Annotated in this window: 15 protein-coding genes; 2 read left to right on the top strand and 13 right to left on the bottom strand. The window is 61.8% G+C overall.

What is annotated here, in order from left to right; all coding sequences use genetic code 11:
• From nadD to HZ994_00540, 10 genes are all read right to left on the bottom strand, one after another.
• Positions 1–540, bottom strand: coding sequence for a nicotinate (nicotinamide) nucleotide adenylyltransferase (gene nadD, locus HZ994_00585; GenBank protein ID QTN30882.1), 540 nt, complete (start codon positions 538–540; stop codon positions 1–3).
• A 10-nt stretch (positions 541–550) separates the two neighbouring features.
• Entirely contained in the window at positions 551–1765 is a 1215-nt protein-coding gene (locus tag HZ994_00580; GenBank protein ID QTN30881.1) for a PAS domain-containing protein, read from the bottom strand.
• Positions 1762–2445: a response regulator transcription factor gene (locus tag HZ994_00575; protein ID QTN30880.1), complete on the bottom strand. Its 684-nt coding sequence runs from the start codon at positions 2443–2445 to the stop codon at positions 1762–1764. Before HZ994_00575 ends, HZ994_00580 begins: the two co-directional genes overlap by 4 nt.
• A 60-nt stretch (positions 2446–2505) precedes the next feature.
• Positions 2506–3411 carry a hypothetical protein gene (locus HZ994_00570; protein QTN30879.1) on the bottom strand — a complete coding sequence of 302 codons (906 nt, stop codon included), beginning with the start codon at positions 3409–3411 and terminating at the stop codon, positions 2506–2508.
• Positions 3412–3522: 111 nt separating this feature from the next.
• Complete coding sequence (locus tag HZ994_00565; GenBank protein ID QTN30878.1) at positions 3523–3762, bottom strand: hypothetical protein; 240 nt, start codon at positions 3760–3762, stop codon at positions 3523–3525.
• Entirely contained in the window at positions 3743–4381 is a 639-nt protein-coding gene (locus HZ994_00560) for a hypothetical protein (protein ID QTN30877.1), read from the bottom strand. Before HZ994_00560 ends, HZ994_00565 begins: the two co-directional genes overlap by 20 nt.
• A 113-nt stretch (positions 4382–4494) precedes the next feature.
• Positions 4495–4950 (bottom strand): hypothetical protein, encoded by a 456-nt coding sequence (locus HZ994_00555; GenBank protein ID QTN30876.1) that lies wholly within the window; start codon positions 4948–4950, stop codon positions 4495–4497.
• Positions 4947–5669, bottom strand: a complete 723-nt coding sequence (locus HZ994_00550; GenBank protein ID QTN30875.1) for a MotA/TolQ/ExbB proton channel family protein — start codon at positions 5667–5669, stop codon at positions 4947–4949. The genes HZ994_00555 and HZ994_00550 overlap by 4 nt, the downstream gene beginning before the upstream one ends.
• 202 nt (positions 5670–5871) lie before the next feature.
• Positions 5872–6489: an LON peptidase substrate-binding domain-containing protein gene (locus HZ994_00545; GenBank protein ID QTN30874.1), complete on the bottom strand. Its 618-nt coding sequence runs from the start codon at positions 6487–6489 to the stop codon at positions 5872–5874.
• Positions 6490–6549: 60 nt separating this feature from the next.
• The gene (locus HZ994_00540) at positions 6550–6753 is read right to left on the bottom strand and encodes a hypothetical protein (GenBank protein QTN30873.1); all 204 of its coding nucleotides are present in this window, start codon (positions 6751–6753) and stop codon (positions 6550–6552) included.
• A 529-nt stretch (positions 6754–7282) separates the two neighbouring features.
• Between HZ994_00540 and HZ994_00535 the strand changes: the two genes are divergently transcribed.
• On the top strand, positions 7283–8128 hold the full coding sequence (locus tag HZ994_00535) for a phosphodiester glycosidase family protein (GenBank protein QTN30872.1): 846 nt from the start codon (positions 7283–7285) through the stop codon (positions 8126–8128).
• 69 nt (positions 8129–8197) lie between these two features.
• Positions 8198–9208: a DUF2330 domain-containing protein gene (locus HZ994_00530; protein QTN30871.1), complete on the top strand. Its 1011-nt coding sequence runs from the start codon at positions 8198–8200 to the stop codon at positions 9206–9208.
• A gap of 67 nt (positions 9209–9275) precedes the next feature.
• Here the strand turns inward: HZ994_00530 and HZ994_00525 are convergent, their stop codons facing one another.
• Genes HZ994_00525 through HZ994_00515 form a run of 3 tightly spaced genes read right to left on the bottom strand, consistent with a single transcriptional unit; the run spans position 9276 to position 12540 of the window.
• On the bottom strand, positions 9276–10304 hold the full coding sequence (locus HZ994_00525; GenBank protein QTN30870.1) for an alpha-L-glutamate ligase-like protein: 1029 nt from the start codon (positions 10302–10304) through the stop codon (positions 9276–9278).
• On the bottom strand, positions 10297–11832 hold the full coding sequence (locus tag HZ994_00520) for a UUP1 family membrane protein (protein ID QTN30869.1): 1536 nt from the start codon (positions 11830–11832) through the stop codon (positions 10297–10299). Before HZ994_00520 ends, HZ994_00525 begins: the two co-directional genes overlap by 8 nt.
• 24 nt (positions 11833–11856) lie before the next feature.
• Complete coding sequence (locus HZ994_00515) at positions 11857–12540, bottom strand: ATP-dependent zinc protease (protein QTN30868.1); 684 nt, start codon at positions 12538–12540, stop codon at positions 11857–11859.
• Positions 12541–12636 lie beyond the last annotated feature (96 nt).

Here is a 12636-nt window from a genome sequence, read left to right as displayed (position 1 = left end):
TCAAGCCCCGATCCGCGGATCGAGGAAAGGGATCCCGGTTTCCCCGGCCGCAAGAGCCCGGCGGATCTCGGTGGCGGAGGCGGGGTGCTCGCCGGTGACAGTCTGGAGGCGGTAGCCTGGCCTTTCCGGAACGATGGAGCCATTGCGCGCGAGGACGATGAAGGACGCCAGCCCCGCGATGATCTCGGGATGCTTCCATGTCGGGAGCGCTGTCCATTGGTCGCCGCCCATGATCCAGAACCACTCATGGCCGGGATGCATTTCCGCCAAAGCCTGCATGGTCTTGTAGGAATATGACGCCCCTTCCCTTTGCAGCTCGTAGTTCTCGATCCTCGCCCACGGCAGATCCGCGGTGGCGATTTCAAGCCATCTCACGCGGGTCTCACCGGCAGTGGGAGGGCTGGCTGCCTTGTGCGGGGAAATACGGCACGGCAGGAACCAGACCTCATCAAGCGATGCCGCCCGCCTCGCCAGACCCGCGAGGTGGATGTGCCCCTCATGCACCGGATCGAACGATCCTCCGAAAATCCCTATCCTCATGGCTGCGACACTACGCCGTATCTTTGGGGATCGTCATCAGGAATTTCGTTTCCTGCCCGGGAACGGATGTCACGGTGATGATCCCATGGTGTGCTTCAATCGCCCGTTTCACGATGGACAAGCCCAAACCGGTGCCCTTGATCTCTAGCTGGGAGTGATGCTTTTCCACCCGGTAGAATCGCCGGAATATATGAGGAAGATCGACACTAGGAATACCTATCCCATTGTCTTTAACCCATATCTGGACATTTTCACGGTTTTCCGATGATCCAACCTCTACCTTCAGATCCATGTGCGGGTTCTGCTTGAGGGCGTTTTCCACGAGGTTGAAAAGGACTTGCGTCCAGTAAAAGCGATCGCCGTTCAGGGACGCCGCATCGTCATGGAGATTGACCTCAACAATCGCCTTCTGGCTCTGCACCACGGACTCAAGGCGCTCCAGGACATCCTTCACGCAGGAGCGGAGCCTGAACGGCTCGATCTTGATCGCGGATGCCTCGCCGGATTCCAGCCGGGAAATCACCAGCATGTCCTCCACGATGCGGGAGATGCGTTCCGTGTGCTTTTTCATCACGGAGAGGAAACGCCGCGCCATTTCCGGTTCCTCCAAGACCCCGTCTTCGAGCAGGTTTTCCAGATACCCGTTGATGATGGCCAAGGGTGTGCGCAGCTCGTGGGAGGCGTTCGCAACGAAATCCTTGCGGATCTGGTCGAGCTGGTGCTCGGATGTGACGTCACGGATCACGACTCGGGTGCTGGGGTTGCCATCGGGAGTATCGGAAAGCTGCGCGGCATCGATGACCCATGCGTTGTTGCCGCGGGTCTCGAGGTCGCCGAGCGGCGAAGTTTGCTGTGGAAGGACGACCCGGGACTGGACCGGTTCCCCGGTCTCCAGGCAGGTGAGCAAGGCCTCTGCAAGGCGGGTGTCGAGGAAGGCCTCACGCACGGGGCGGCCGGTGAGCGCGCGGCCCCGGAAAAGCTCCTGGGCGGCGGCGTTTGCAAAGGTGATGTTCGCCCGCGAATCCACGATGAGGAAGGCATCCCCAAGGGCGTCGAGCAGGCGGTTTCTTTCATCCTTTGCATGTTTCAAATCGAGTTCCAGGCGCAGCTTCCATGACTTCACCTCGGATTCGTATTCCTTCCTGGATCGCTTGATGCGGATGACCTGGATGAAAAGGGCTGCGAATGCGGCAAGGCTTGCGAAGATTGCGAAGTGTTCTGTCATGTGACGGGGCTCGCCACGCAATAACCCACTCCCCTCACCGTTTCAACCAAAGCCCCATGCGGCCCGAGCTTTTGGCGGAGCCGTTTCATGTGGGTGTCGAGCGTGCGGCTGTGCACCTCATCGCTGTATCCCCAGACGGTGCGGAGGAGATCGTTGCGATCCTGGGGCTTGCCGGAGCGCTCGCAGAGATAGAGCAGGAGCTTGAACTCCGTGGCCGTGAGATCGACCGGCTCGTTCTCCAGGTAGAAGCGTACGGAATTCTTGTCGAAACGGAAGGGGCCGAAGTCGAACAGGGCGGCTCCGGGGGGCGCATCGGAGCGGCGCAGTATGGCATTGACGCGCAGGACGAGTTCCTTCGGGCTGAAGGGCTTGGTCAGGTAATCGTCCGCGCCCGCCTCAAGGCCCTGGATGCGGTCTTCCGTCTGGGCGCGCGCGGTGAGCATGATCACCGGGATGTGCGAGGTGCGGGCATCCCTCCGGATCTCCCGGAAAACGGAATATCCGTCCCTGCCCGGCAGCATCAGGTCGAGCACCACGAGATCCGGCCGCTCGCGGATCGCCACCTCGGCGCCGGCGATGCCGTCGTGCGCCTTCAACACCTCATAACCCGCCCGCTGGAGGTTGAACATGATCAGATCCGCGATATCAACCTCGTCCTCGACGACCAAAACCCTCTGCATATGCAAGTGGTCTAGCGCGTCGTCTGTCATCACGGGAACGGCGGGATTGTGACGATTTGGTCACAGCATGTCTTTCTCGACGTAGCTGCCCGGCTTCGTGGTGCGGGCGACGCCGATTTTCACGCCGGCCTCAAGCGAGGTGTTCACTCCGGTCCTGACCCCGTCCCCAACGATGGCGCCGAGCTTGACGCGACCGGTGTCCACCGCTTTCCCGCGCACCATGGAAATGTGGTGCCTGCCATCGTGGCGGTGGTTTTCCGTTCTGGTGCCCGCACCCAGGGTCACGTGCGAGCCGATGATGGAATCCCCGATGTAGCAATGCCTGGAGATGTAGGTGTTCGGATAGATCACAGAATTTTTCACCTCCGCCCCTTGCCCGATGTAGCAGTTCGCGCCTATGCTCGTGGCTCCCCTGATCAGCGCGTTGGGGCCGATCTGCGTACCGGCGCCGATGACAACAGGCCCCTCAATGACAGTTCCGGGGTGGATCCGGGCGCCCTGGCCGAGGCGCACGCACCCGGAGATCGTGGCGAGCGGGCTGACATCGCCGTTGAGCGAGCTCTCGTCCATCAGTTCCAGAACCTCCTCGTTCATGCGCAGCAGGTCCCACGGATAGGCGATGGGGAAACAGCCCGCCTCGGTGCGTATCTCCTCCTCGCATTCCTCCGGTTTCTCGAATCCCTTCCATGCCAGCACCACCCCATCCGAGTCGCACAAGCGAGCCGTTTTCGTGTTCCTTCCCAGCATGAGAAGCGCGCCGAGCTCGATCCACGTGTCGATGGGGACACGCAGGGTTCTGGTGCTGGCATCCTCAGGCTCCACCAGCTGGAAGCCGGCGCGCACCAACTCTGCGGATAGCAGGTCTTTCATCGGCACGTTTGCGATCAGGCAGGCTCCCAGATCCCGGTTTGCGGTGATCGGAGCGCAGAAGACCGGATTTCTAGCTGGAAGGAGGGACGCTTGCATGGGTTGGAATGGATCAAAGCATTTGCAACCATGGGACACACGAAAATTCTTCGGCGGAATCCCATTTTCCCGCAATCCGCCAGGCCTGCCGGAAGCCAGCGCTCCAGCAGTTCAGCCCAGGCTGCCGTTGTGGCGGTGCAGGTTCGGCTTGCCGCAAGACTTGCATTCGGCCACTCCGCCGGAATGCGAGGTCGCGAAGACATGCCCGCATAGCCGGCATACCGTCCTCGTCGCCGCCAGCCGCCGCTCCGCCCTGCCATGCAGGAATCTGGAAACCACGGAAAAGAACCCCACCAGCAGCAGCGCCCCCCATAGCACCGCAACGACGAAATCACTCAGCCCCAGTTCCATCTCCAGGTATGTTCACGAACTCGACGCGCAGCCCCAGCCAGCGGTCGCCGGCCCCTTCCTTGAAACGCACGCCGAGGAGCCAGTCCTCCATGGCAGCCTGGCCTGCGTCATCACCGCCGCCCAGCGAGATGGACTCCCGGACAGAGCCATCAGCCCGCAGGTTGACGGTAAACCGCCATGACGCGGAAACCTTCTCCGTCCCCTCCGGCATCACGAACGCGGGCAAGCGATCCGGCATCCAGGCCAGCGAGGCGGAATCATAGGGAATGAGCCGCGGCACCTTTTTCATCCCGGCGACTGCTGGTGGAGCCGCATCATGGCCATCGCCCGATCCGCCGAGGGAAGGAAAGACCCTCCCGCCCTTTGCCGCAATCCGCTCGGGGGCGATACCGCCCTCATCACCGATGCTCCGTAGCTCGCTCTGGTAATCGCTCCACCCCAAGCTACCTTCGACCCCAAACCCATCCAGCCTTCCACCAAAACCCTCCAATTCCATCCGCCCCGGGAAGGGGCCACCTTCCTCCGCCTGAAGATTCCACGAGCGCCCCACTTCGTCATCCTTGAACAGCAACACCGAGGCGCTTGAGGAACGCTCCTGCGTGGGTGATACAATCCGCACATCCAAGAAACCCAGAAAAAATGTAAAAATGATCCCAACCAATGTAAATGCAATGATCTTGATCCGGAATGACCCTTCCGATTTCTGCCAGTCGTAAAGCAGCTCCCCCCTGGTCATTCCCGCTCCCCTTTCCGCTCCTTTGAAACGTCCGCTTCCTTCTGTGGATCGCCGACCAGAGCCAGGTCAAACCCAGCGCCAAGCACAAGCTCGGCCACGCTTCGCTCCATCCCAACGGAAGTCCCAACATCCGTTTTAAGCAAAACCACAGCACGCGACATCGCCTCATCGGCCTTGAGCGCGGCAAGCTTGCCAGGAAGATCTCCGAGCGTGACCGCCTGCCGTCCGAGGTAGAGGCTGGCCTCTTTTCCGCCGGGACCGACGGTGATGACGATGCTCTTGGAATATCTCTGCATCTGAAAACGCGATGCGGGCACCTCCACGCCGATGCCGCTCTGGCTCAGGAACATGGGCCCGAGCAGGAGAAGCATGGTGACGAGCGAGAAAAGGTCGAAGAGAGGCAGCGCGTGTAGGAACCCGGGGCGCTCATCGAGTGTCGTTTCCAGCCTCATGGTGCCTGCGTCCCGGGGGTTTTGCCGGAGGGCAGCTTCTTTTTCCGGCCGTGGGTAACCTCACCGCGGAAAGGGGCGTATTCCTCTTCCTCCCGGGCGTCGGCGATCATGTTGACGATCTCGATCCCGGCGCGCTCGATCCTGCTGACCAGGCGTTTCGACCGGCCCACGAAGTAGAGGTAGAAAACATACATGGGCACCGCCACCGTGAGCCCCGTCACGGAGGTGATGAGCGCCGTCATGACACCTGCGGAAAGCTCCCCCGGGCTGGAGATGCCTCCCTGCTCGCTGACCCTCTGGAAGGCATCCACCATCCCCAGCATCGTGCCCAGCATCCCGATCAGCGGTGCCAGCAGGGCGACGGATAGGATGGCACGGATGTTTTTCTCGATACGGGGCACCTCAAGCTGCCCGGCCTCGCGGACGACATCGTTGAGATCTCGCCGCTCCAGGTAATATCTCAGCAGCCCCGCATGTGCCACCCTGCCGACAGGGCCGGGAGCCCGGGCAGCCTCATGGACAGCCTCCGCAAAGGCGCGCCGTTTCACATGGAGTCCTAGCCCGACAAGCAGGGTGCTGACATTGATCCTGGACCTGTGGAAAAAGAACATGCGCTCCACGACACATACGGAGCCGAAGAAACCGAGCGCGAAGAGCACCCATACAAGCGGCCCGCCCTTCTCAACCAGTCCCGATACCTCCCACGAAGCCAAAATCATGCTGCCGCAGCGTAAGCCCGCGCCATCCCGCCTAGCAATCCCGAAAAATGGATGCGAACACGGCGGTTTCCGATGGGTCGGCATCTTCCGGACTCCCGCCAAAGGCAATGGAAAGCCCCATGGCATCAAGAGATCGGGTCATCCATACCTGCCGATGATTCCTTGGTGGCCCGGTTGGCTCCGGCAGAAACACGCCCGGCTATCAGGCATCCGTCCGCAGGTTTGCAAAGAATCCGCAGAGCATGCGCACCCTGTCCCCCACGGCGGCCGTTTCCAGGAGCTCCTGCCTGAGATCCGGCTCGTGGACGAACTGCTGTGCCACCAGATCCGCCATGAGGCCTGGCTCATCGGCTTGGTCGAGCAGGGCGAGGACGCCGGCCTGCACGTCGCCGGGCAGGCCGGAGATGCCGTCCTCCACCGCCCCGCGCAGGGTTTTCATTGCTGCCTCGCCCCGCTTGCCTTCGAGAGGTTCAGGAATGACCGGCTCGATGAGGGCAAGGGGATATGCCTTGCCCTCATCGAGCCATTCGCAGAACCTGACGCGGATGACACCGTGCAAAAGCAGCTGCGAGGTGCCGTCCCCGCCCAGGCGCGATGCCCTGACAAGTCCTGCGGTGCCGATTTCCGCAATCTCCTCCTTTCCATCATCGCCTTCCCGCACCCGCCCCACCGCGAACACACAATCCCCGGCGAGGGCATCGTCCAGCATGTCGCGATAGCGTTGCTCGAAGATGTAGAGCGGAAGGCCGCCGTGCGGAAAGAGCGTGCAATCGGGGAGCAGCATCACGCCGCATTTCTTCGGGAGGTTCAGGCCGGTCATTTTCAACAACCTTGCACCGTCGCGGCGTGCCCGCAACCGCCAATGGGTCAGATTGACAGCTCACTCCGAAGGCCTGGGAAGGTCATCCCCCACATCAAGGAGTGCCTGCTCCCGCTGCCGCTCGAGTTCGCCAAGGATGCGCGCATCGGCGTGACGGAGCCGGTCGTCCTGGATTTCCCGCGTCTGCCGGAGGATGACACCCGCCATCGCGCGGGCGGTTTCCCTGCGCAATTCCTCATCCTGAATGGAGTGCGGCCATGCCATCGCCTTGTCGCGCTTCTTGGCATTGGGGCGCGTAGCTTGGTTTTGAGTTCCCCGTTTGGAAGCCCTTCGACCTGGGACGAATTGCCTTTCCCGAATTTCTTCGGCGCCTTTTTCTCGGCGGGGGCGGACGTTGCGGAAAGCCCGAGGCAGGCAAGGATCGCATCAGCGGAAATGAGTGTGTGTGTTTTCATTGGGTTTGCAAAAAATGCATGATTTGGGTGCAAGGCAGTCGGTCTGCGCACAAACAGGAGTGAGGCGAAGGGCTCCGAATGACCGGATGGGGCGGTGGAAACTGGTTTGTCGGAAGCAGCGAATTTCCGGAAAGCCGATGGGCTTTTGCGGTCAGGGGGCTAACACGCGAACCTATCCGGAGCGCATGGTTGCACTAGAAATTTCACAACCAATTTTCGGGGTCGGGAGAAGAGCATGAAACGGGGGATGATAGATGCCTGGTTGTTCCCCATCGAAAAGCGGATGAGACCAGCTCCACGCCCTTGCCACTCACCCCATTACCCAATTAGCTGGACACATGTGTAGCCCGAAAAGATCCCTGCCGCTTGCGATTCTTCTGCTCTGCTCCTGCCAGCCTGCGGTGCCACTCGCAAAGCGTTTGGCAAGCCCCGCAGCCATACCCACACCGATCCAGGGTAGGGACACGGTCGCACCAGACGAGTCCACGCCGCCCGGCGAAACCACCGCAGCCGCTCCCGCACTATCGCGCAAAACGATACGGGGCATCGAGTTCGAGGGGGTGGCTTTCGATTCGCGGACACATCGCCTCCTCGTCGTGGATCAGGCAGCCGGGCCGGGATCGGAGTTCACCTCCGCTGCGGATGCCGCCCAGAGGCACAACGCACTTCTCGCCATCAATGCCGGCTTTTTCACCCCAGAGGGGAAACCGCTTGGTCTGCTGGTATCAAACGGCAGGGCTGCCGGAGCATGGAATTCCTCCTCATCCCTGGGCAACGGGGTTTTCCGCGAAACCCGCAATGGCAGCCTTTCGATCTCACGCCGCAACTTGCGCCCGGTCACATCGGATTACCTGGAGCTTCTGCAGGCCGGCCCGCTGCTGTTGGAAAACGGGAAGAGCATCGGCGGACTGGAAGCCAGCAAGTCGGCGCTGCGCTCCATTGTCCTGACCGATGGCGGCCGGCGCTGGTGGATCGGCAGGACATCCTCCTGCACACTTGCCGAGCTCGGCTCCGCACTGGCCACCGCATCCCCCGCAGCATGGGGGATCCGCAACGCCCTCAACCTGGACGGAGGCCGTTCCACCGATCTTTTCATCTCCGCCTCGATACCCGGCGGCCCGGTGAACCGCAGGGGCATGCTGAACCGCCCCGTTAGGAATTTCCTGATCCTCAAGGCGAGGTAAGCCAGCCTTTCCGATTGTGCAGGCAGCGACATCCCTGATAGTGTCTGAGCAATGAGATCCAGTCGGTCGATGAAACCCGCAGCTGTGGTGTGCATGCTCCTGGCATCCTCCCCGATGCCCGGCCAAGGCTGCTGCGCCGTAGCGGGAATGCTCAACCACGTGCTGAACGCAGACCAGACAGTCATCATGGTCTGGGACAAAAAGCGGCAGACCCAGCATTTCATCCGCAAGGCGGATTTCAGAACGGATGCCGATGAGATCGGCTTCCTTGTCCCCTCCCCGTCCCGCCCGCAGCTCGATGAGTCCGGCAACGGCGCGTTCTCCGAACTCGCCGCCATCACCGCACCGAAGGCAAGCCATGGCGGTGGTTTCCCGCTTGGATGCTCCGCGGCGCCGCAGGCAATCACCTTGCAATCCCGCGTAACGGTCATCGAGGAAAAGCGCGTCGCCGGATTCGACGCAACCGTCCTCACCGCCCGCTCCGGCGATGATCTGGTGGAATGGCTGAGGAAAAACGGCTACGCCTACTCGCCAGCCGTCGCCGATTGGGCGCGGCCTTACCTGGGCGGCGACTGGCATTTCACCGCATTGAAGGTCGCGAAAAACAACAGAGGGAATGATGAGGTCAAGGCCGCCGCTCTGCGCATCAGCTTCAGGACGGATCGCCCGCTTTTCCCCTATCGCGAGCCTGACTCCATGGCAGCCACAGGAAACCTCGATGCGAAGAACCGCCTGCTGCGCATCTATTTCATCGCCGACACCCAATACGAAGGGAAGATAGGCGGAAACCGGCCATGGACTGGAAAAACAAAGTGGTCGGGCAGGATCACCCAACACCGCCAATCCTTGCTGGATAAACTCAATCTCCCCGAATCAAGCGGCCCGTCGGAGTGGTGGCTGACGGAAATCGAGGATCGGTGGCCTTACAGGAAAGCCGCCGGTGACGTGTATTTCTCGCCGGTTGCCAGGCCGAGGACCATCGCCGGGAACGATGCACGGAATCGTTCGCATACTGACGCATCCGCGATCGCGATGCTGGCGTGTTTCGTCTGGGTGATCGGATTGAGAAAACGCGGATGATGCCTTATTTCACCGTGATGTGGGGGAAGCTCTCCGCAGTGCCCTTGGCTTCGCCAAAACCCGGCCATCAATCCCTTGCGGGCGGGAGCTTCGCGCGGAAATGCTTTTTGGAAAACGCGATCTTCGCCTCGAGATCGGCGGTGGGATGTTTCAAATGCTGAGCCACCACGGGCTCAAGCCGCCGCAGCAGGCCGATTCCGTTGGCCATCTGGATGGCGAGGCCTGGCCGGGCGTTCACCTCGATCATCAGCGGCCCCAGGGTCTCATCGATCATGATATCGACGCCGAGGTAACCTAGGCCGGTCATGAGCTGGCAGGTGACGGCCATGTGCAGGATGGTGTCCCAGTCCGGGATCTGCACGCCGATGAGGCCGATGCCGAGATCCGGATGCTCGGTGATGGGCTTGCCGTGGTGGATGGCGCGGACCGTCATCCCGGTGGCGATGTCGATGCCGATGCCGACGGCTCCCTGGTGGAGGTTGGACCGGCCGTCGGACTCCTTGGTGGAGGCGCGGAGCATGGCCATGACCGGATAGCCGTGGAGCATGACCACGCGGATGTCCGGTGCGCCCTGGAAGCTCAGCGCCGTGAGCAGCTTCGCCGGCTGGACGCGGTATTCGATGAGGGCGTAGTCGCGCTTTCCGCCGAGGCTGAACAGGCCTGCGAGGATGTTGGAAACGTGGTTCTTCAGGTCGCCGGGAGTGACTTCCGCCCCGCTGGGTTTCACGAAATTTTTCCCAGCCCGCTTGTCGATGACCATGATCCCCTTGCCGCCCGAGCCGCGGGTCGGCTTGATCACGAAGGCATCGCGGCCTTCGACGAATTTCTCGACGCGGTTCGCATCGTGGGGGGATAGCAGCACGCCGTAGGTTTCCGCGACCTTCATGCCCTCCGCCTCGGCGAGCGCCTTGGTGCGGAGCTTGTTGTCCACAAGGTCATAGAGGCGGCGCGGGTTGTTAGGAAGGAGGAAGCGGGCGTTGCGCATATTGATGCCGACGACGCCCAGCTCGCGCAGCTCGCGCGGGGTGCGGAACCAGCGGTGCCACCAGCGCTCGCCGGTGTCCTCCGCGGCGGTTTTTTCAGCTGCATCAGGCATTCTTGAAGGTCTTGAAGCGGATCAGTTCCGACAGGCGGTAGCCGGTGTAGCGCCCGATGAGGAGGATGCCCGCGAGAAGGATGAGCAGCATCTCGGGGAAATAGAACGCCCAGTACTGGATCTGCGAAACGTTCATGAAATAGTAGGCGCAGACCGCGACGACCATCGAGCCGGTGACCTGGACGAGGGCGCTGCGTTTCCCCTCCTCCTCCCAGATCAGGGACATGCGCTCCAGCGTCCATGCGATGATGATCATCGGGAAGAGGGTGATCTTGATGCCAACGCTGAAGCCGAGCTGGAAGCTGACCACGCCCATCAGCATCATCAGCAGGGTGACGATGACCACACAGGCGGCCACACGCGGCACCACGAGCAGGTTCATCCGCGAAAGCAGGAAACGGAACCACAGGCCGGCACCCACCAGGATGGAGAACATCAGGATGGCCTTGAGCGGCGCGATCTCCAGCAACGCAAGCGCAAGCAGCACCGGCATGAAGGTGCCGAGGGTGGGCACGCCGATGAGGTTGCGCATGATCACCACCACGAAAGCCCCGAGCGGTATGAGGACGATGTAGCGGAACACCGCCCGCTCGGAAACCGGAAGCGCGAGGATCGTGGAGATGAGGAAAGGCGAATCCCTCAGGTCAGTGAGCGTGGCCAGGGGGATGCGGTCTTTGGCGACGGTGAAGGTGACGCGCGAGTTCTCCACCCCGCCGCTGACCTCGAGCAGCGGCCCGCCGCCGCGGTGCCAGACGAACATCTCGCGGCCATCGGGGAGCTTGGAAGGTTCCAGCGGATCGCGGACTTTCCAGAATGCTCCATCATAATACTCAAGCAGAGGGATGGGAGCCTGGCCGGCGTTCTCATCGCTCAGCCTGACACCGTATGCCAGGCGCGCGGGGATACCGGCCAGGCCCAGGAGATCGATGCCCATCGCGATGTTCGGGTTCACCACGGCTTCCTTCTCATAGTGCCTCTTGACCAGAACGTATTCCTGCGAAGAGCTCGCGTCGTTGATCTGGCGGAAGAGCGCCACAAAAAGCGAATCGGGATCTGCGGAAACGCTCTTGGCCTGGTTGACGATGTTCTGTGCGGCGGCCCCGAGGGAGCCCGGCAGCTTCGGCACATCGGGAGCCGCAGGTTTCTCCAAGGCCGGCCTTGGCTCGCCACCGCTGGCAAGCCCCTGCTTGAAACGCACGCGGTAGTAGAGCGCCTGGGTGTCCTCGCGCTCGCGGGCGGACCAGACGGCCGTGTATTCGTCCTGGTTTTCCTCCTCGTCGTAATGGTAGCCGAGCGATCCCGATTCCTGGCCCGAGCCTTTCCTGACAGCATCCGTTGGCAGCGAGAGCCTGGCCTTGACCTGCTTCCCGGTGGCAAGGAAGGAAACCTTCGCCTCCACCAGCCACTCGTCCACTCGCTCGCCCTGCCAGAAAGGGACGCCGAGCTTATGGGACTTGTAGGCGGCAAGCCCGCCGCCGAGCGCCGTGAGGCCGATCACGGCCGTGAGCAATTTTCCCTGTGGGGTCATATGGGTATCTCAGGAAGCGCCGAATCAGCGCATGATCTCGTCATCGGCAAGATTCGTCCGGGAAGGATCGATCCAGCCGAGTTCCTTGATCGTTGTCCGCCCGATGAGCACAGCCGAGAGCATGTTGGAGCGGTTGTTGAGCGTGAAATCACCGCGCAGTTTCTTCTCGCCGATCTTGAAGGCCAGCTTGACGACCTCGCGGGATTCGGATTCACCGCCCGGGTTCTTGATCCTGGCGATGCGCACAAGCGGTGCCTCGATGCGGACGCGCGGCGAGTCTTTCTTGCGCGGCTCGGTGACGATGAAACGAACCCACTTTTTCCCATCGCGCTCGAAGAGTTCCATCTCCTCCGCATGGATCGAGCTGGTGTAGGCCCCGGTGTCGAGCTTCGCGTAGATCGATTTCTCCATCCCGTCTATGGTGACCTTTTCGCGCCATCCATAGACCTGCACCGGCTCCGCGGGAACCGGTCTGGCGACCGCAGCCGCCTCCTCCTCCTCAAGGGCCGCCTCGTCGTCCGGATCGATCTCGGGCTTGTCCTCGCCAGCCTTCGCATCCTCGGGTTCCGCATCGCCCTTGGGTTCCTGTTTCCCGGCTTCCTCGGCGGCGGGCTTTGCATCCTTATCGGTTTCCTGCCCTAACCCAGGCAACGCAATGAGCGACAGCAGCAGCAGCGTCGCAAGGCTTCGTGTTTTGTTCAGTGTCATGGAAGGCATGTCCGGGCACGGACTAATCACCGCTAGCGCGAGGGATTGCAACGGAATTATCCGGGCGGTGCCGACACTTGCACCGGAATTTTGCGC

The sequence above is a fragment of the Akkermansiaceae bacterium genome (assembly GCA_017798145.1).
Classification (GTDB): domain Bacteria; phylum Verrucomicrobiota; class Verrucomicrobiia; order Verrucomicrobiales; family Akkermansiaceae; genus Luteolibacter.
The sequence above is the reverse complement of the archived record's forward strand: the minus strand, read 5'-3'. Positions and strand labels throughout refer to the sequence as shown.